The organism is Schlesneria sphaerica (assembly GCF_044336245.1).
Taxonomy (GTDB): Bacteria; Planctomycetota; Planctomycetia; order Planctomycetales; family Planctomycetaceae; genus Schlesneria; species Schlesneria sphaerica.
Genome location: NZ_CP172346.1, coordinates 5,303,353 through 5,322,424 on the forward strand (window position 1 = coordinate 5,303,353; position 19,072 = coordinate 5,322,424).

The 19,072-nt window shown below is 56.3% G+C and carries 14 protein-coding genes; 7 read left to right on the top strand and 7 right to left on the bottom strand.

What is annotated here, in order from left to right:
• Positions 1-39 precede the first annotated feature (39 nt).
• Positions 40-1,428: a peptidylprolyl isomerase gene (locus ACGY09_RS19165; protein ID WP_397569011.1), complete on the top strand. Its 1,389-nt coding sequence runs from the start codon at positions 40-42 to the stop codon at positions 1,426-1,428.
• A 328-nt stretch (positions 1,429-1,756) separates the two neighbouring features.
• On the opposite strand, the gene ACGY09_RS19170 is transcribed toward ACGY09_RS19165, so the two are convergent.
• On the bottom strand, positions 1,757-2,359 hold the full coding sequence (locus ACGY09_RS19170) for a hypothetical protein (protein ID WP_397569012.1): 603 nt from the start codon (positions 2,357-2,359) through the stop codon (positions 1,757-1,759).
• A 187-nt stretch (positions 2,360-2,546) separates the two neighbouring features.
• Complete coding sequence (locus ACGY09_RS19175) at positions 2,547-3,398, bottom strand: SDR family NAD(P)-dependent oxidoreductase (protein ID WP_373653347.1); 852 nt, start codon at positions 3,396-3,398, stop codon at positions 2,547-2,549.
• Between the two features lie 99 nt (positions 3,399-3,497).
• Between ACGY09_RS19175 and ACGY09_RS19180 the strand changes: the two genes are divergently transcribed.
• The 4 genes from ACGY09_RS19180 (at position 3,498) to ACGY09_RS19195 (ending at position 8,456) form a co-directional block, all read left to right on the top strand.
• The gene (locus ACGY09_RS19180; RefSeq protein WP_397569013.1) at positions 3,498-4,913 is read left to right on the top strand and encodes a c-type cytochrome; all 1,416 of its coding nucleotides are present in this window, start codon (positions 3,498-3,500) and stop codon (positions 4,911-4,913) included.
• Positions 4,914-4,984: 71 nt separating this feature from the next.
• Positions 4,985-6,100 (top strand): hypothetical protein, encoded by a 1,116-nt coding sequence (locus ACGY09_RS19185; protein WP_397569014.1) that lies wholly within the window; start codon positions 4,985-4,987, stop codon positions 6,098-6,100.
• A 128-nt stretch (positions 6,101-6,228) separates the two neighbouring features.
• Positions 6,229-7,092 carry an ion transporter gene (locus ACGY09_RS19190; protein WP_397569015.1) on the top strand — a complete coding sequence of 288 codons (864 nt, stop codon included), beginning with the start codon at positions 6,229-6,231 and terminating at the stop codon, positions 7,090-7,092.
• 197 nt (positions 7,093-7,289) lie between these two features.
• On the top strand, positions 7,290-8,456 hold the full coding sequence (locus ACGY09_RS19195) for a hypothetical protein (protein WP_373653343.1): 1,167 nt from the start codon (positions 7,290-7,292) through the stop codon (positions 8,454-8,456).
• A 1,002-nt stretch (positions 8,457-9,458) separates the two neighbouring features.
• Here the strand turns inward: ACGY09_RS19195 and ACGY09_RS19200 are convergent.
• The gene (locus ACGY09_RS19200) at positions 9,459-9,881 is read right to left on the bottom strand and encodes a MerR family transcriptional regulator (protein WP_397569016.1); all 423 of its coding nucleotides are present in this window, start codon (positions 9,879-9,881) and stop codon (positions 9,459-9,461) included.
• Between the two features lie 484 nt (positions 9,882-10,365).
• Here ACGY09_RS19200 and ACGY09_RS19205 point away from each other — a divergent pair, with 484 nt between their 5' ends.
• A complete protein-coding gene (locus ACGY09_RS19205) occupies positions 10,366-11,880 on the top strand; it encodes a hypothetical protein (protein WP_397569017.1) in 1,515 nt (504 codons plus the stop codon).
• A gap of 229 nt (positions 11,881-12,109) precedes the next feature.
• On the opposite strand, the gene ACGY09_RS19210 is transcribed toward ACGY09_RS19205, so the two are convergent.
• Positions 12,110-13,138 (bottom strand): bifunctional oligoribonuclease/PAP phosphatase NrnA, encoded by a 1,029-nt coding sequence (locus tag ACGY09_RS19210; protein ID WP_397569018.1) that lies wholly within the window; start codon positions 13,136-13,138, stop codon positions 12,110-12,112.
• Positions 13,139-13,341: 203 nt separating this feature from the next.
• Between ACGY09_RS19210 and ACGY09_RS19215 the strand changes: the two genes are divergently transcribed.
• Positions 13,342-14,799, top strand: a complete 1,458-nt coding sequence (locus ACGY09_RS19215; protein ID WP_397569019.1) for a type I 3-dehydroquinate dehydratase — start codon at positions 13,342-13,344, stop codon at positions 14,797-14,799.
• Positions 14,800-14,972: 173 nt separating this feature from the next.
• Here the strand turns inward: ACGY09_RS19215 and ACGY09_RS19220 are convergent, their stop codons facing one another.
• The 3 genes from ACGY09_RS19220 to ACGY09_RS19230 form a co-directional block, all read right to left on the bottom strand.
• The gene (locus ACGY09_RS19220; RefSeq protein ID WP_397569020.1) at positions 14,973-17,066 is read right to left on the bottom strand and encodes a thioredoxin-like domain-containing protein; all 2,094 of its coding nucleotides are present in this window, start codon (positions 17,064-17,066) and stop codon (positions 14,973-14,975) included.
• Positions 17,067-17,294: 228 nt separating this feature from the next.
• Complete coding sequence (locus ACGY09_RS19225) at positions 17,295-17,906, bottom strand: carbohydrate-binding family 9-like protein (protein ID WP_397569021.1); 612 nt, start codon at positions 17,904-17,906, stop codon at positions 17,295-17,297.
• 61 nt (positions 17,907-17,967) lie between these two features.
• Positions 17,968-19,023: a DUF4838 domain-containing protein gene (locus ACGY09_RS19230; protein WP_397569022.1), complete on the bottom strand. Its 1,056-nt coding sequence runs from the start codon at positions 19,021-19,023 to the stop codon at positions 17,968-17,970.
• Positions 19,024-19,072 lie beyond the last annotated feature (49 nt).

Sequence of the window (19,072 nt, forward strand, 5' to 3'; positions counted from 1 at the left end):
GGATTCCTGAATGTTTTCGGGACGAAGGATACGGCAGAAATGACCGCCGCCGACCCGTCGGGACTGCCGGCTCACGGCCTGTCAAGTCGCGGTCTGCCAGTTCATTCGGTGCTTCGCACGTTGGGATTTCCGTTAGTTCAGGACCCCGCCCGCATGCTGCGTCTTGCCTTGCTTTTGACCCTGGTTGTCTCGTCCCTGGGAACAACAGGCTGCAAGTCGCTGCAGAAGAAACACGAAAATCCCGTGATGGTCGAGGCCCCCCGGCGCGTTGAGCGAATCGAAAACGACGACGACGATGATGAAGTCATGGTCGCGCAGAACAGCGACGAGGAAGACAGCGGAGACCTGCCTGAAGACGATGGTTCGGACATTACACAGGTCCGTGCGTCACTCGATAAGAATCCCTGGGCCGGCTGGGAAGATGATACGACCATCTTCAATTCGCAAGTGGCGGCCACAGTTAACGGTGCACCGATCCTGAATGGTGATGTGCTCGACCGGTATTCCGGTTATCTGATCAGTGTCCGCGAGCAGATGCAGGCCTTTGCCAGTGATCCGAAGAATCAGACCGGCAGCCAGCAGTTACCCTCGCCGGATGACTACGAAAAACTTCGCTACTCTTTGATTCAGCGAGATATCGTCGCGCAGATTCAGAAGAAAGTTCTTGTCGAGCGGATGAAGGGTAGCCTCAAACCTGATCAGATGAAGCAGATGAATGGCCACATCGATCAACTGTTTGAGAAAGAGGTCGAGAAACTGAAGAAGGATTTGCAGGTTACGAACAAGACGGAGCTGGAACTGGAACTCAACAAGAAGGGGACCACCCTTCAGAATGTGAAAGACAACTTCGCTCTCGACCGACTCTCGATGGAGTATTTCGTGGCGAAGTCAGAAAAGCCCGATCCGATCGAACGGCCTGATCTGGTCGCGTATTACAAAGCCAATCCCGACAAATTTCTGGTACCTGCCACAGTGAAGTGGCAGCAGATTCAAGTGTCGGTCACGCCGGAAACGAGCAAGTCGGCCGCGATGAAAAAATTGCAGGAGGCCATCGACGAGCTCAATCAGGGTGTTTCGTTCGACAAGGTTGCCAGGAAGTATTCTGACGGACCCACGGCCAATGATGGGGGCCTTTGGGACTGGATGGAAACAGGAAACCTGGCCGACACGAAGCTTGAGAAAAAGCTGTTCGAGATGCCGGTCAAGAAGTTGAGCGAGGTCCACGAGGGCCGCGATTCCGTATGCGTTGTACGCGTGATTGGACGCAAGGAAGCGAGCCGCAAGCCGTTTGAAGATGTCTACGAAGAAATTCGAGAGACACTGACGGAAGAGCGAAACAAGAACCGTCCGAAGAAACTTTTGAAGGAACTCTTCGCCAACGCCGTGATCGAGACCCAGTACTCGATCCCCGATTTCGCCTCAGAGTGATTCGCGGTTGCGTTACGCAGATACGTGTAGATAATGCCGATCAGGCTCAGGCTGTGGCGACCCGACAGGGGCTCCAATCGTGAATGGTCATCGCTCAGGGCAAGGAGCATGACTGGCAAGCAGGGGACCGAGTTCCCTCACCCCACGTAAGCCGCAATGCCCGTCCATAAGAAACGGGCCGCAACCTCGCGCTGTCCCGTCGTTGAGGCTCACTCGGATGTTGTCCGCGAGTGGGTCATGCAGAGGCTTGGTCTACCTCTGTTGTACCCTTGATCCGACACCAATCCCGGCGGTCTGTCGGCAGCCGGAGACTTTTTTAAGACTCAGTTCATTTCTCGAACCGCGCTGAGGAGACGAACTTGAGAAACTCTTCACGTCGGGCGGTGACGGTTTCACTGGGACCGGTTAACTTGACGAAGTAGTTGTGGTCCGGGTCGATCGGAATGGCCACACCCAGGAGTTGCCAGTTCGGCTTGGGGCCTCCCCCGCCGAACGAGTCATTGAACGTGCCGTGCACGTCCAGCAGTGTGACTTCCTTTCCGGCTGCGGTGAGTGCTGTTTCACTTGCGGGAGGATCATTCGGGCCGGGTTGAAATTGACCTCGCCAGCGTTCAAGGTTGGCTGCTGTGCCGCCACCCGCAGTGGACAGCGTCAGACGTGCGTTGCCCGCTTCACCCGGAAGCGAGTACTCCCCCAGGATCATTGAGCTTGAGAGACTTTTCTCTTCCCATCCTGCGGGAACTTCGAACTTCACGCCACCGATCAATCGCTCTGTCGGTTCGAGAGTTGTTCGGGGCGATTCATTCTGCTTGGGAGTACCCCCCAGCGGCTGCGCTTTCGCGGTCGGGACCGGAATGTCCGTCTCAACTCCCGCTAGTCCACATCCCGAAACAGACAAACCACACAAACAGAGTGAAAGCCACTTTCTCATGATGATCAACCCGTTTTCAAGCATCACTGGGGAAGGGGGAGGTTTCAATACCATTTTACCGGGGGGCTCTCGTCACACCCATGTGATGCGTCAGTTGCAAGCCAGAGCCGCTTGCAGTCGGCTCTGGCCCACTTCGACGACAAACGTGTGTGTGAGGAATCCCGTCCGTTTCAAGTTGCCTGGGAGTTCAGGCTGGCCAGCACTGGCTTCCCCCGTCAACGCGAAGAGCCTGCCCGGTGATGAAGTCACCGAGGGGTCCGGCGAAGACTTCCACGACGCGAGCGACTTCATCCACCAGACCGATGCGGTCGAGGGTTCCGTCGGTGACGAGCCGTTCTTCGGCGACCGACCGCGTTCCCAGGAAGCGACCCGTTCGCGTATCTCCTGGAGCCAGTGTATTGGCCGTGATATTATACGGGCGAAGCTGGGCCGCAAGGCAACGGGTATATTCGACAACGGCTGCTTTGGCGGTGGAGTAGATGCAGCTCGATTCGTTGCCTTTGAAGGCCGAGATCGAGCTGATGGTGACGATGCGACCCCAGCGCTGGTCCATCATTCCGCGTGCGACATGCTGACAGGTGAAGATGGTGCTGATCAGGTTCCGATCGAGTACGGCTCGGACGTCAATTTCCTTGATATTGACCGCATCGTTTGGGTTCGGTTTTCCTCCCGCTGCCGCAATGTCACCCCCTGCGTTATGGACGAGAATCGAGATGGGGCCCAGTGCCTGTTTCACTTCCTCGACGACTCGAGCGACTTCGTTATTCTGGGTGAGGTCACCGAGAACTCTCACCGTTTTGACACCGTACTTGGTGGCGATCTGGTTTGCCGTATCGGTCAGGGTGGTTCCTTCCCCGTATTCGGCCGGACCATTTTCCCGCATGCCATGAATCCCGACGGCACATCCCATGGCTGCCAGCCGTTCAGCGAAAGCGCGCCCCAGACCGCGTCCTGCTCCTGTTACCAACGCAACTTTGCCTGCCAGTACATCGCTCACCGTATTAATCCCCTGATTTCGATTGATGCTGTCTTTTTGCATGACTCTCACACCGACAGCATGAATTGTTACTGGCCCGCATGCAACCGAGTGCAACGGCGCTGGTCAAATGGTACAACTCGTTGCAGGAGGGCCATTGGAATGACGCATGTATTTCCGGTGAATGACTACGGGCCGCTGATGCCCGGGCTGGTGATGGGAGCCGTGGCGATTGTGCATGTGTTTCTCGCCCAATTTGCGGTCGGGGGGGGATTCCTGCTTTGCTACTTTCAGTGGCTGGCCATGACGGGACGCGATCGACACGCTCGCCAGTTTGTCGAGGGGTACTTCAAAGTCGTCGTCCTGGTCAGCTTCGTACTGGGGGCCCTGACGGGGGTCGGGATCTGGCTGACGGCGATCCAGGTCAGTCCCGCCACGATCGGCGCGATGGTTGATAACTTCCATTGGCTGTGGGCGACCGAGTGGACTTTCTTCTGTCTTGAAATTGTCTCGGGCTATGCGTTCTATCGTTATCACGCCCGACTGAATGATCGCGCCGCGATGACGCTGCTGGCAATCTATGCAGGGGCGTCGTGGATGAGCTTGTTCATCATTAACGGCATTCTTTCCTGGCAGCTCACGCCGGGCCACTGGCTTGAGACACGGTCAATTGTCGACGGCTTTTTCAATCCCAGCTTCTGGCCCAGCCTGTTCTTTCGGACCGTGGTTTCGCTGACGCTGGCGGGGCTGGTCGGATGCGTCGTCACGAACTTGATGAGTACCCTCGATCGGGATGCCCAGCGCCGGTTGATCAATCGCGCGGCGCACCTGCTGATTCCCATGGCGCTGATGCCTGTGCTGGGAATCTGGTTTCTGCTGGCGATGCCACCCGACAGCCGGAGCTGGGTGTTGGGGGGAAGTCCCGCGATGATGCTGTTTCTGAATATCTCGATTGGTGCATCACTCGCGATCGGCGGATACGCCATCATCGGAATGGTCATGCAGCGACTTTACATCAACGGCGCAACCGCCTCGCTGCTGTTGCTGCTCGCGTTCGGTGCGACCGCCGGGGGTGAGTTCGTGCGTGAAGGTTCGCGTAAGCCTTATTCCATCCGCAAGGTCCTGTATTCCAACGCGATCGAACCGGGTGAAGTGGAATCCCTGCGCGAGACGGGGTGTACTGCACATGATCCGTACGGGCTGCGGAATGATGACATGTACGCCAACGATCAGGTGAGAATGGGTGCCAAGGTTTTTCGACGTCAGTGCAGTGTTTGTCATACGGTCCATGGGACGAATGCCGTGGCAGAGTTGACGGGGTCGTGGGACAACGACCAGATGCGGATGAACATTGCGAAGCTGCAGCATACAAAACCGTTCATGCCCCCATTCGCCGGGAACGCAGAAGAGGTCGAGGCACTGGTACAGTACCTCAACTGGTCGAACCGCGAACATCCAAAGGAGTGGCCGGTGAGCGACGATTCACAAACGATTGCGAAGATTGAATCCTGGCTGAAACAGGCGGGGACATTGCAGGGGGATTTTGAGCAGAACAAGAAGCGGACCGCATCACCTTAGTTGCTGATTGACTTTATCAGCCGCGCGTATCGACCAACGATCCTGGATTCGAACCTCATCTGGGCCCCATAATGGATAGTGCATTTCCGTTCGGTTTCCCCGTGGCGACCGCTTTCTATCTTGTGCTGTATATTCTGACCTTTGTTCTGCATCACGCGTTCATGCACTATGTTCTCGCCGGCAGCCTGTGCCTGACGTGGTTCACCCTCTCACAACGCCAAGAGACGGTCGCGTGGGCAGAACAACCTCTTCTGGCCACACTGAGAGAGTGGATCCCGTTTCTGCTAAGCGCAGCCATTACGGCAGGGGTGGCTCCGCTACTGTTTATTCAGATCGTCTATCAGCACCAGTTCTACACGGCGAATCTATTGCTCTGGTGGCGCTGGATGATTGTCGTCCCCGTGCTGATTGTCGGATTTTACCTGACCTACCTCGTGAAAAGTCACCGGCTTTGGACGTGGCCCTATCTCGTTCGCGTCGCAGTTCTACTGGTGACGTCCGCCTGTTTTGTCTTTGTCGGGTTCTGCTGGACGGCCAATCACCTGATTGCCAATCGGGGATCGACCTGGCCGGAGGTCTACACGACTGGCCAGCTGCCATTCACGTACACGGAAGTCATCGTGCGAATGCTGGTCTGGCTGGCAGGTTCGTTTCCCACGATGTGCGTCATTCTGGGGTGGCAGTTGTTTTATCGTGAGAGAGTGAGTCGAGACGGTGCACAGAATGAATTAGGGCAGGACGCTTGGGGAACGCGCGCGTTATCGCGGATGGCCATCGGCGGATTAGTTGTCAGTGTGCTGGCAGGGGCGACCTATATTCTGGTCATTGAAACGTCTGCGAAGGGGCTGGTGTTTGGCAATGTGGGACGCCCGTACCTGATGATGGGGGCTCTGGGGGTCGGCCTGCAGATTGGTGGCTGGATTTCGATGTTCAGACAGAATCGCCTTTCGCTCCTTCTGTTGGGATTCGTGTCTGCGGGGTCACTGGCGACCTTAGTCTGCATTTCCGTTTTACGGGAAGCGGTTCGCCTTAGCGCGGTCGATCTGCTGAGCCTGGCTGATCTCCACGCAAAAGCGGCCAAAGTGGGGGGATTTGGAGTCTTTCTGCTGGCGGCGGTTGTGGTCAGTTTGCTGATCGTCTGGTGTATCCAGTTGGTCCGGACGGGAACCACGACGAGCAACGCTTGAACTTGTACTTGGCGGATTCCGTGCAGTTGTTTAACGTCCGCCTCAGAAGTATTCGGCCATCTCCAGGGAAGGGATCTGACTGATTACCAGAGAATGGTCGTTGAGCTGGCTGAAGAAGGTATGCGGAAATGAGTTCCTCTGAGACCCCGTTGACATTGTCCGCACCGCAGGCTGAGACGGAAACGGGATTGCGGCCATACGAATTGTTCATCGTGTTGCTGTGCTGTTTCTCGTTACTGATGCTCGGACTGGAAACATTCATCCACCTTCCGGCCGAGGATGCCGAGATCATCGACGCCGTCGATAACGTGATCTGCGGTATCTTTTTCATTGATTTCCTCGTTCGGTTCATCGCTGCTCCAAACAAACTGAAGTTTATGGTCTGGGGCTGGGTCGATCTGGTCTCCAGCATCCCTGTACTGGACGCGCTGCGGCTTGGCCGGGTGGTACGGATCTTCCGCATTCTGCGCGTCTTGCGAGGATTCCGTTTAGCGCGAATTATGAGTGTCTACCTGCAGCATCACCGAGCGGACGGTACCCTTCTGACGGTGATCCTGAGCTCGATTCTGCTGCTGCTACTCTCCAGCATTGCAATCCTTCAGGTTGAGCAGGTGGATGGGGCCAATATCAAAACTCCCTCTGACGCCTTGTGGTGGTCAATCGCGACCATGACGACAGTGGGCTACGGGGATAAGTATCCCACCACGTCGATCGGGCGGATGATCTCCAGCATTGTCATGGTTTGCGGAGTGGGGATGTTCGGTATGCTCAGCGGTTCCGTCACCTCGTGGATCCTGCAGCCAGCGCGAGCACGCCGTGACATCAATTTTGCGACTATCCAATCCGAACTGGTCGTGATTCAAAGTCGCCTGGATGCAATCCAGGCGAAATCGTCCGCGAATACCGATCCCCGTCTTACCCGAATCATGGCGAGCTGGCCCGAATTGTCAGAAGCGGCTCGGAAGGAAATTCTGCGAATTGCCGAGAGGTGAATCGGAGCGGACGCTTTCTGGCAAAAGCAGGACCACTCTACTGTCTTTGTCTCGGTCAGCCCTCCCTTAAACTGGCCCCTGTCCCCAATCTGGCCTTCCCCCAGTCGCAGGGATTTGAAAGATGTGTGACGTGCAGCGCGTAGTCGTGGCGGCGCGTGAAATACGCGGGACTGAGCAATCTGCGAAAGGTCGCTAATTTGACATATTTTGCGATGCGGGGGCGTCCCCAATCCTGGGGAACGAACTGCAGGTTCCTGCTGGCATCGATCGCATTTCACGGCCTGGTTCTGGGTCTGCTGCTTCTGGTGGCGAATACGAGTCCCTTCGGAGCAGGGACGTTCGGTCGTGGCGATACAGAAGTCTTTTCAGTTGACTGGTATGCGTCAGAGGGGGATGGATCGGGCGGAAAGCTGGACACCGCGCTTGCGAATGCAGACTCATCCGGGGCGTTTACTGTGAGTGAAGCCGCCGCCCCAGCACCCGCCGCGTCGGCTCCGAAACTGCTGGCCGTCGAAGAGATTGATCCGAACTCGGTTTTCAATACGGACGCCCCCGAGTCCACCGTTGCGGAATCACAGAATCTGTTTACAGACGCGTCTTCCATCAGCTTGGCGACGAGTCGCCGGGAACACGTCTCTGAGATCGAGGAGGAGATTGAAACCGCCGCGGTCGAGACTTCTCAGACGAAATCGACCGAGGAGCACGGGGATGTGGACTCGGAAGGAACGGGTTCTAACACAGACGAGATTGCTGTAGCGCCAAGCGATTCGGATGCCGCAGACCACGGCGGTAACGGAAAGGGACCGAGCACCGCTGCCGGTGGACGACAAACTCAGTTCTTCGGAATTCCTTCCACGACGCGAAGGATTGTTTACGTGATCGACGCTTCGGAATCGATGCGTCAGCATCGCGCCATGGAGCTTGCTCGACGACGTCTGCTGGAAAGTCTGCAGCAACTCAATCCAGACACCCAGTTTCAGATCATCTTCTTCAACCTGGCAATTCACACCTTTGGCCGTCCCCAGGACAAGACGAAGCTTGTCGCCGCCACTTCGGTCAATCTGCGAGCCGCCAAGCAGTTTATCAACGGGATTCAGCCCGATTCAGGTACCGATCGGATGGCGGCGATTCTGTTGGCACTCAGCTTCAGGCCGGACACGGTGTTTGTGTTGACGGATGCCGACGCGCCGGAACTCGACGCACAGGAACTCCGTGAAATTCAACGACGGAATCGCAGCAAGGCGACCATTCACGTGGTGGAATTTGGAATCCAGGCAGACCTCTCGAAGGACTCATTCCTTAAGCGTCTGGCCCGGCAGAATGGGGGACGTCATCACTATCACGATCTAACCCGCAAAAATTGACCCGCCCTGCGGATTTGGCGCAGTTCGACGTGAACATCGGATCTTCAAGAAGTATTTAAAAAAGAAACCTGCGGGAGCGTCCGAAGTCGCTCCCGCAGGTCGTGTTATCGACGGCACTCACGCTCCGTCGCAGGGTTATTTGACGTGACAGACGCCGGCGGCGCAGTCTGCACTTTCGCAGCAACCTGCTGTGCATTCGCCGGGTGAGCAACTGCAGTTAGAAGCAGCGGCCGTCGCACTGGCGACCGCACAGCAGCTGGAAAGTGCCAGCGAGGCAGTTGCACTAGTGGCATCAGCGGCATTGGCGCGACAACCGCAACCGACACATTCACAAGTCGGACAGGTGCAGACACCCCCGTTGCAATCAGGACACTTGCATTCGACGCACGAACAAGTGGAGGCCTGAGAGAGGAGGTTCCCAGTGGCACCGATTGGTGCGAGTGCATAGGTCAATGAACAAACGAGGGTTGCTGCGATTGCGGGCAATGAAAAACGGTTCATAGCAAAATTCCTTACTGACAAATGATTGAAACGTGAAGCAAAGAAGTGATGAGGCTTCGAATGCTTTATTTCAGCCATCGACAGTAAAGGGCCAGCAGCGGCGGGCCGGATATCGTAGAGTTCGCCTGGGGGCTCGTCAGGGCCGCCAGGCTCAATGAAATGGGTGTAACAGCAGCGGAGATCCAAGCCAGTGAGGCGACATCGTCCCCGCCCGTGAATGAACTGACCTTCGTCGGCTGGGGCTGTGGAATAGACTTCACACAGCAGGGACAGGTCAGCTTCGTGAGGTGGACTTGAGTGCCTGGCTTGGCGCAGCAGTGACGAACTTTCGCCTTCGCTTGAGCAGCCGTTTTCGCTTTGGTCTGGCAGCAGGCCGCAACAGGCTTGTTGACCGCTGCTGGTTTGGTGCAGCAACAGGCTGAGTGCGCCGCCAGCCATGGGCTGCTGGTAACCAGGCAGACGCAAGTCAGAGCGGTGATAGTGTGCCTGTTAAACATAGTCTCAACCCGAGTGACAGTCGTGATCCATTCCGTGAAGTGCGTCCAAGATGGGGCATCCCTGGATGGACCCATCCCCGTGACATTGGTCAACAAGCGACTTCAGGTCGCTTCGCATTCGCTGCAGGTCTGCAATTTTGGCATCGATTTCGGCAATCTTCTGCAGGCTTTGCCGCCGAATTTCGCTACGCGGCGCTGCCACATCCGATTGCAATGCAATAAGGCTTTTTATTTCCTTCAGGGTAAAGCCGAGTTGTTTGGCTCGGCGAATAAATTGCAATAGTTGTACTGTCTGTTCGTCGTATTGACGGTAACCTGATCCCTTCCTTTGTGGCGGTTCCAGCAGTCCCTGACGTTCGTAGAATCGCACTGTCTCGACGCCGATGTGCGCCTCTTTAGCCAGTGCCCCGATCGTAAACGTCGCCATGCGTTTCTCCGCCACCGCTGTCAGACGGCGACTGCCCGCTTCCCGAGACTTCCGGGATCACAGACCGTTGCTTGATCGTCTTTCAGCGGTTTCTGTCGCTTTCACTGAGACTCATTATCGACTCCGTACCATACTACGGAGTCAAGAACCGGCCTCCAAATATTTTCCGAATTCACGGATCTGCGTTTGAGGAGATCGTCTCTCAACGCGCAACGCGGATTGATGATCGTCTGTCCCTTCCTCTCAGGGCAGCCAGCGACCGGGTGGGTTTCCAAGACTGGACAGTCTGAATCGGGTCAATCGTGGAGGGCTGGGCGATCGCCGATTGCGGTACGATCAGCCCCCACGAACATTTTAGCGGCTCACGAGAATCGTCCTGCGAGTTGCTCAGTCGGACTAATGTCGGAACAATGTCCGTCTATGCGTTTCCGGACGGGTTCGAGACCTCCTTTGCGTTGATCTACTGGAACAGGATTAGAATCCCATGAACTTGCTTTTCGGACGGTGGTTAGCAGCGATCACGATGGTTCTCATCGGGGGCATTCTCGTGCCATCAGCGAACGCGGCATCGCTGATGGCCGGTGCCGCGAAGGTCGATATCACGGATCGGGACGCGGGACCGGTCAACGACCCACTGTATGCGAAGGCTCTGGTGATCAAGAGCGACAATACACTCGTCGCGCTGGTGACGGTCGACGCGGTCGCGATCGGCGAGATCGGCTACATCAAGAACGACTATCTCCCGAAGGTGCGGGCTCGACTGGAAAAAGAATTGGGCATCAATCCCAAAAACTTTCTGGTGAATGCCAGTCATTGTCATGGGATCGTTCGCGCAGATACGGATGATCTGACCGTCGAAGCGGTGACGCTTGCCATGCAGAATCTGGTCCCGGTCAAGGTCGGAGCAGGGGAGGGACACGAAGACCGAATCATGGAGAATCGCCGGCTCAAACTGAAAAGTGGCCGGGTGGTCGATGTCCGGCACGCGTACTCGATGCCTGCGGATGACGAGGTGGCTGAGGTTGGTCCGATCGATCCCCAGATCGGGATTCTGCGGCTCGACCGAATGGATGGAACGACGCTGGCGGTTCTCTATAACTTTGCCTGCCATCCGATTCAGGGTGCGGCAAATGGAGGAAACACGGCGGACATCATTGGGTATGCCAGTCGCGTCATCGAGGATAACCTGAGCGAAGGGACCATCGCTCTGTTTCTGCAGGGATGCGGGGGGGACATCAACCCGGTGCTCTACAAGGATGTCGAGCATCCTCGCTCGGCCGAACCACTCGGCAATCTTCTGGGGCTCAGCACGTTGCAGGGAGTGCGGAAGATTAAGGTTGGGAACGATGCCCGTCTGCAGGTGATCAATGAGACGCTGGCACTACCCCGTGCGGATGTCGCAGAGCGGATCGCCGCGATGGAGGATGAGTTACAGCGACTACTGAAGTCGCTACGAGGAACGACACTCAACCTGAAGACGTTCATGCCGCTGGTCGTAAAGTATAGCCTGTCGGATGAGTTTCCGTCCTATTACTCACACCGATATCTTCAGGAGAAGAAGCTGGGCCGTTCGGATCTCAGCAAGCTTGATGCGGATAATCGTAGAAACATTCAGCAGTACATCGAGAACATTGAGACGATGGAGCACCTGACCCGAGTTCAAACTAACCTGGCGCTGCTGAAGAAACATCAGGCCGAAAATGTCGCTGCAGGAAAGAGAACCGTTGAAGTCGAAGTCGTCGGTCTACGGGTCGGTAACTTTCTGCTGCTGACGTTTCCGGGCGAGCTGACAGTCCAGATCGGGCTGAATATCAAGAAGCATTCACCGCACCAGCCCACCTTCGTGGGGGGCTATACCAACGGTTATATCTACTATGCTCCGACGACAGAGCAACTGCTGAATGTCGGTAACGCCCAGGAAGATAGCGACTGTATTCTGGCCCCCGAATGGCAACCCCTGTTCGAAGCGAAAGCACTGGATATTTTGAAACGACTCTGAGGCCCGCTGGTAGGCTAGTCGCTATGAGACAGGAGAGCCAATCGCGAAACCTCCCAACGGTGCACCCTCACAACAGTGTACCACGGCCAGCCTGCAGTAAATCGCATCCCTTCGGAAAGGAAGACCTCTGTTCCGTAAGTGTGATGCGACCTGCCGGTGCCGGCTGGTCGTCGTCTCACCAACCTCTGTTCGCTACGACGATTCGGCAGCTATCATTGAACAGTGGCATTCAGGATGCGGGTTCAGGGGCAGGAGCTGCTTCGAGAGCACTAGCGGCCAGGACTGCACTTCGCATGGCTTCGAGCGCACTCGCAAACGCGGTCATGAAGGGCCCGGGAAGCGTCGCCCCGGCGGCCATTCGATGTCCACCTCCTCCAAATGTCTCCGCCACGGCCGCGACGTTGACATGTTCAGACCGGCTTCGAAAGCTGAACTTTGCCTGGCGATTCTGTTGTTCGATCGCGATGAAAGCGGCTTTGGTTCCGAGCACTTTCAGGCATTCGTTGACGAGGTCTTCCGTATCGGCGGGAACGGCGTTCAGTTCGGTGAACTCGTTCCATTCGATGTAGGTGTACGCCAGGTGACCATCGCATTCGACTTTCATCCGACCGAGAGCTCGGCCGACTAGATGCATTTTGGCGAGGCTTCCCTGTTCGTACAGCTCGCGATAGATGGCCTGAGGGGAGGCACCGTATTCGATCAGTCGTCCGGCGATTCGCATGGTTTCGGCCGAGACCGCAGGAAAGCGGAACCAACCGGTGTCGGTGGCGATGGCCGCAAAAAGGGCTGTTGCCGCCTCGGGGCTCAGTTTGACATTCAGCGCTTCCGAAAGCTGGAAAATCAGCGATCCTGTGGCTTCACTGGACGTGTTCTTGAATTCAACGGCGCCCAGATCGTCAGAACTGACGTGATGGTCAATCACGACCCGTTTTGAGCTCGATGTCCGCATCAACTTGCCGACGTCAGACAACTGAGTCCATGAGCTGGTGTCGACAATGATGTGGACTTCCGCCTGCGTTACCAATTCTGGTTTGGCGGCTCCCAGTTGCTGTGCCTGACGCGAGGGGTCCAGAAAGTAAAGATTCGCCGGGGTGGCGGATGAATTCACGATCGAAACAGACTTTCCCAGCGACTCCAGGATTCGGGCGAGACCGATTTCGGAACCGATGGCGTCCGCATCAGGACGCACATGGCTGGATATCACAAAGTGCTGGTGATCTTCGATAATTTGACGCAATGGTTCCCAGTTAATGTTCATCGCGACATCGTAGGATTCGAGAAGTCTCCTTGGCAAGTCGTACAGAAGGGTTACGGAAATTCCGTGTGGCAATCGACAGACTGACATCCTTATGATCTGTCGATTGACGAGTCTCTCTCAACACGATGAGACTGCGAAAAGGCGTAATACTGGGCTAAACTGACGTCAATCTCATTTCTCGTGCTGGAGCCTGTCTCGACATCATGATCTGCATTTCTGTCACTCCCGAATCGCGTCAACTGGCAAAAGTCGACATTTACAACGCCGCGAATCAATGTGATCTGGTCGAAGTTTGCCTCGACCGCCTGCACAAAGAACCGGACGTCAAAGACATGATCTCCGGATGCAAGAAGCCGGTGCTGATCTCCTGCCGGCCTCCGCAAGAAGGGGGAAAATTTGACGGGACCGAAGACGAACGGCTGGCACTACTTCGCCAGGCGATAATCGCGGGTCCCGACTATGTGGAACTTGATCCCGTTTCAGCGATGAAGATTCCCCGCTTTGGTAAAACTCAGCGTGTGGTCAGTTTCGCCAGCCTGACTCGCCCCCTGAACGATGTCGAAGAGGCATTTGAAGAAGCGACTCGTTGTCAGGCAGACATCGTCAAGTTCACGTGGCCTACCCAGACCCTCGAGGCTGCCTGGCCGTTGCTGGCGGTGGCCAGCCAGAAGCGGGTGCTTCCCGTCGTCGGTCTGGGACTGGGACGCAGTGGGCTGACGTTTTCGCTGCTGGGGCGGAAATATGGTTCGCCCTGGATCTACGCGGCGCTCGAGAAGGGGATGGAAGCTTTTCCGGGGCAGCCGACGGTGGGGGAGCTGGATGATGTCTACCGCTGGCGCAGCGTAGATGGCAAGACCCGATTTATCGGCGTGGTTGGCGAAGGAGTCATGGAACATGCGATTTCAAAGATTCTCAACGCAGGCTTCGACATTCTGGGCATGAACACCCGCTGTCTGCCGCTGGACTTCAAGTCCCTCGATCAACTCCCCAAGATGCTCGATATCCTGAAGGTTCCGGCGATGATTGCCACCCCGGATGCAGGGCGTCGAGTCATGGGGCTGGCGTCCAAGGGGGACGATGTGGCTCAAGCGGCGCAGCACAGCGACGTAGTCATTAAAGGGGCCGACGGCTGGCAGGCACACAACCTGATCTGGAAATCGGCTGTGCGGGCCCTGGAAGAAAAAATGGGGCGAAAGTCTGCCGAGGATCGGCCTCTGGACCGTCGAAACACGTTGATCATCGGCTCGAACGGACTGGCAATCTCGCTGGCTCAAGGGGCAAAAAGAAGGAACGGGCTGGTCAGCATCTGTTCGGGGGACGAGGTTGAGGCACAGAAGATCGCTCGCGAATGCGAGTTGCGCTATGTCCCCGTTGCCAAGCTGTACGAAACGCTGGTGGACGTGATCGTGCTCACGACGAACACGCTCGACTATGCTTCGAAGAAGACGCCGCTCAATCCGTCGCTGTTCCGGCCAGGCATGACTGTCATGGATCTCAGCCGACTTCCGGGCGAGTCGGAATTTACACAGGAGGCGCGTGGTCGCGACTGTAAGGTTGTTGATCCCGCCGAAGTCTTCGTCAGTTACATTGGTGCCCTGTTCAAGTCACTGACGGGTCAGGACCTTCCACCGACCGCGATTGCAGAGGGGCTGATGGACTGAGCGGCACGAGCGGAATGCTCTGGGTTTGCGGGAGGTTTCCTCCCTTCTGCACGCCGTCTGAAATTGTACCAGTGAGAAAGCCACATGCGACAATTCTGCCGCGTGTGGCTTTTTCGATTTGATGGTGGAAGAGCTGGATCACGCATCGTGGTCACGCCGGGGTGTCCCCGGACCTACTTTGCGACGGACTTGAGGCTGATCGCCTTTCCACTTGCTCCTTCTTTCGTGGCGATGGGGATCTTCCAGTGCGTAGTCCCAACCTTGCAGACACCACCATTCCCGTCACGGCAGTATCCGTAAGTCAACGAGAGGATGGCCGTGGCGGTTCCCGTTTTCCGGACCGCGGGCAGCGACAGGCTGATCGACGTCCCTTTCGCTTCAATCTCCTGCTTGACCCCGAGCTGGTCGTCTGCGAACAGAGTCTGACCTTCATCGGCTTTGAGTCGATATGAGACCGGCATCAACTCGTTCAACTTGAAACCTTCGGGCAGTTCAAGCTCAACCTGGATCGCGATACTGTCGGTGGGACTCAGGTCCTGGGACTCGATTTCGGTCGCCTTGACGGGTTCGCTGGGAAGGGCGAAGGGGCTGTCGGAAAGCTGGGGGGCAGTCAGTCCCGTAATCATAAATTCTGTTGACTTTCTGGTATTCATCTCGATGACGACAATACGGTGGTTGTTCGTGTCAGCAACATAGGCCTTACCTCCGGCGATCGCAATTCCGGCAGGCTCCGCAAGCTGCAGAGGTTCGAGTGTCGTACCGGTCTGGCCATTTCCAGTCCACGTTTTCACCTCGCGGGTTTCCAGATTGACCTGCTTGATCTTGTGGTTGTAGCTATCGGTAACGAACAGTGTCCCATTATGAATTGCCAGTCCCAGCGGATGCTGCAGCCGTGCGTCTTCACCGGCACCGTCGATATCACCAAACTCAAACAAACTTCGGCCGCGTGGCAGGTCGTGAGTCCCCGCAATCGTCGTAACCTCACCTGTCGGGCTCGTGAGATCGTTGTCGGGATTCGTCGAGATCTTGCGGATGGATGAGCCTTCACTGTCGACCACGTAGAGAAACGAGCCGTCGTTGACGATTCCTGATGGCTGGGCCAGCGCGGATTCTTCCAGACTGCCATCAATGATGTCTTCTCGACCCGAGCCGGCATATTGCGCGAGGGTTTCGGAGCCCAGTTTGTGAGCCCAGATCTGATGCGGGCCGGCCATCGCGATATACAGTGTCCCATCGACGACGGTCAGGTCCCAGGGACTATTCAATGCTGTCTGGAGCAAGGGCCCCCCCGGAGAACGCGTCCGGCTTTGTTCCCCGGTTCCTGCCAGTGTCGAAACAGTCTTGCGTTCCAGATCGACGGTCCTCAGCAGATGGTTCTCGGTATCGGCAACGTACAAGGTCTGATCGACCAGTACCATCCCTTGCGGGTGATCGAACTGAGCTTCTGAGTAGCCTCCATCCTTGTGCCCAATGGCGCCGGCCCCGATGACATCGAGTAACTTGCCGTCGAGTGTGCTGACGACGATGCGATTATGGTTACTGTCAGAAATGAACAGACGACCATGCTGCTCGTCGACCACGATCTTGCCTGGAAAACGCAGTGGCGTATCCTTGACCTTGTTCCGTTCGAGATCGAAGCGGACGGGGGTTTCGTCCAGTGTCCCCTTCGCTTTGTGGTAGGCGATCAGTCGTTCGATCACTTCTTCCAGCAGTTCGCGATTTCCTTCTCCGGAAACATAGCCGCAGTAGTATCCTTCCGGGTCGAGGACGACAAGCGAGGGCCATGAGTTCACGCCGAACTTACGCCAGATCGTCATATTGGCATCGTTGACGACGGGATGTTCAATCTCGTAACGCAGGATTGCTTTGCGGATGTTTCCCGTTTCTTTTTCGTTGTCAAATTTGGCGGAGTGAACACCGATCACCACGAGCTCATTGGGATACTTGTGTTCAAGGTACGCCAGATCGGGCAGGACATGAATGCAGTTGATGCAGCAGAACGTCCAGAAGTCGACCAGGACAATCTTGCCACGCAGATCTTTGACTGAAATTGGGCCGGCCGCGTTGAGCCATTCAACCCCGCCATCCAGTTCGGGTGAGGGATGTCGTCGGGGGAAGGGATTTTCAACGCCTTCCGGTTCGGCCACTTTGGCTTCTTGCGCGACAACCGGAGTCGCTGATGCTACCAGAAGGAACAGGCTGCAGAGAACGACCCCGAGCGGGACCGTCCAAGACGATGGTTTGAGGTTCGAAAGCACGAGACTCATCAGACGCATCTCCATTGTCGCGGCTCAAATTAACGAATCAGACTCCCGGCCAGTTCCATACCGACCCGAACGCATCCTAACAGTCGAATTCCATCACGTGAATCGACTGGTCAACTTGATGAGCGTGACTACCCTGTTGCAGAGCGGCGATCTTCGTGCGCGGACGAAACCTTGACTGGAGACACCCGTGAGCAGGGGACACCCTTTTCACTTCGTCTCTCGCGCCCCTCAGGGAACCTGCCATTCACGGAACGCGGACGGGATATGAAAGTCGGGGTTCTGGGTCGTGGGTTTGACCCAACTGATCCAATTGTCGTTCGCCTCGCCGCGTGAACCTTCGGCTGTTCCGTAGAACTCGGCCCGAAACAGACCGATACGAATCCGACTGCCGCTTTGAATCGGTTCGCCCAGAAGATCGCTGAGTGTCGCGAGCGGCAGACTCGTTTCGACTTCATAACCGTGGTCGGTACGTCGAGCGAGCGTTTTCAATCCGGGGCAGTTCCACTTGCTGTCAAACTTGCGGTAATGCCGGGCATAGTAGTCATGGACACGTCCTTCCGGATCGATTTCGATGCACCAGTAGTCGTGCAGGTCGTTGTCTTTCGCGATGAAGATTTCGACGCGATCCTCGTGATCGACTGTCGATTCTCCTTTCCACTCCTTACTGCAGATCACGTCGGAGTCGGTGACGTCGAAAGAGAAGTGAAGTCGGTCCCCCACAACCTTTGCTTTGAACGTCGTTGGTGGAGCAGGCTTATCCGACCAGGGAAACGTAAAGTCTGAGATTGTGGTTCCGATGAGACTCATCAGGAGGAAAAAGACAAACAGTGTGGGCTTCATTCGAGACGCACTCCAATGATCATCGTCGGGATGCCGGTGGCTGCGAACAGATTCCCGGCTGCTATTGTGCCAGGGCTCTTCCGTACGAGTTCAGGACGGGCTGCGGATCACCGTGGTTCTGGACATAGTCGGCGTCGATGTACGTGGCGAAGGTCGTAATGTTTCGTACACCGAGTTGGCGGTAAGTCGCCACATCGGACCGGCAGACCTCTTCTTTCCAGGGGACTTTGACGGCGGGCCGGGTCCAGCGCGAGAACAACGACACGTCCAGCCAATACTCCAGGACCTGTGTATTCTCGACTCCAAACACGTCCATATTCTTCTTGAGGATGTCGAGATACCCGAAATTGGTGCTGGGGTCAGGGTTCGTACTGCGAGTCTTGGCTTCCCGGTCAGAGATCGGCTTATTTAGGTCGCGTGCGAACGGCGCGAATTCCAGAAAGATGCCGGGTTCCGGGCGAATCTGGGTTGGAGCAGCGAGCGTGTGGCTGTAGCTGATATGCGCAAGCGTTGCCGCTGGATGCACTTCCCTTCGTAGGGCTTTCAGAATGTGATTTTCGACAATCAGTGCCTGATCACTGGCATTCAGTCCTTTGGCTTGTTCGCTGTAGTCCCATTTCGCCCCATCATCGGGCCAGTAGAAATAGCGATGGGTCGTCGGCGTGAGGATTCTCGCAATGCGAACGGCTTCTTCCGCGATGAGGTCGAGAGCTGTTTTCGAGAACGGATTACAGTTCGAATCGAAAGTACGATTCCCGTGTTCATCCAGGCGAAACAGCGTTGGATCTTTATAGAAAAGTTCGCGCGACAGCAGTTCGCCGACGGCGTGCAGTTCGTATTCGACTTCGATTCCCAGTTGTCGACACCGATTGAGAAAGCTCTGTCCCGCGTCGCTCTGAATAAAATTGATCAGAACATTGAATCGCTGGGCCGCGTGAAGCCCGATGGTATTGATCCCGGCTTGAGCGCATCGCTCGGGCCAGTCGCGGAGAGACAAATCGAACGGATAAAGAACGACACCCCGGGTCTGTTTACGAGGATTGTCTGATTGACCGGAGACCATCGCGCTTCCTACGGTGGAAGCCACAGCAGTCGTCAGGAAGGTGCGACGATTCATCAGGGTAATCGCTTCTTAAAGGGGGAAACTGAGATGCGAGAACAAAGCG

Bases quoted from the DNA above. Each gene is read 5' to 3' on its own strand.
- ACGY09_RS19165 (WP_397569011.1), top strand. From the start codon at position 40: ATGACCGCCGCCGACCCGTCGGGACTGCCGGCTCACGGCCTGTCAAGT.
- ACGY09_RS19170 (WP_397569012.1), bottom strand. From the start codon at position 2,359: ATGAGAAAGTGGCTTTCACTCTGTTTGTGTGGTTTGTCTGTTTCGGGA.
- ACGY09_RS19175 (WP_373653347.1), bottom strand. From the start codon at position 3,398: ATGCAAAAAGACAGCATCAATCGAAATCAGGGGATTAATACGGTGAGC.
- ACGY09_RS19180 (WP_397569013.1), top strand. From the start codon at position 3,498: ATGACGCATGTATTTCCGGTGAATGACTACGGGCCGCTGATGCCCGGG.
- ACGY09_RS19185 (WP_397569014.1), top strand. From the start codon at position 4,985: ATGGATAGTGCATTTCCGTTCGGTTTCCCCGTGGCGACCGCTTTCTAT.
- ACGY09_RS19190 (WP_397569015.1), top strand. From the start codon at position 6,229: ATGAGTTCCTCTGAGACCCCGTTGACATTGTCCGCACCGCAGGCTGAG.
- ACGY09_RS19200 (WP_397569016.1), bottom strand. From the start codon at position 9,881: ATGGCGACGTTTACGATCGGGGCACTGGCTAAAGAGGCGCACATCGGC.
- ACGY09_RS19205 (WP_397569017.1), top strand. From the start codon at position 10,366: ATGAACTTGCTTTTCGGACGGTGGTTAGCAGCGATCACGATGGTTCTC.
- ACGY09_RS19210 (WP_397569018.1), bottom strand. From the start codon at position 13,138: ATGAACATTAACTGGGAACCATTGCGTCAAATTATCGAAGATCACCAG.
- ACGY09_RS19215 (WP_397569019.1), top strand. From the start codon at position 13,342: ATGATCTGCATTTCTGTCACTCCCGAATCGCGTCAACTGGCAAAAGTC.
- ACGY09_RS19220 (WP_397569020.1), bottom strand. From the start codon at position 17,066: ATGAGTCTCGTGCTTTCGAACCTCAAACCATCGTCTTGGACGGTCCCG.
- ACGY09_RS19225 (WP_397569021.1), bottom strand. From the start codon at position 17,906: ATGAAGCCCACACTGTTTGTCTTTTTCCTCCTGATGAGTCTCATCGGA.
- ACGY09_RS19230 (WP_397569022.1), bottom strand. From the start codon at position 19,023: ATGAATCGTCGCACCTTCCTGACGACTGCTGTGGCTTCCACCGTAGGA.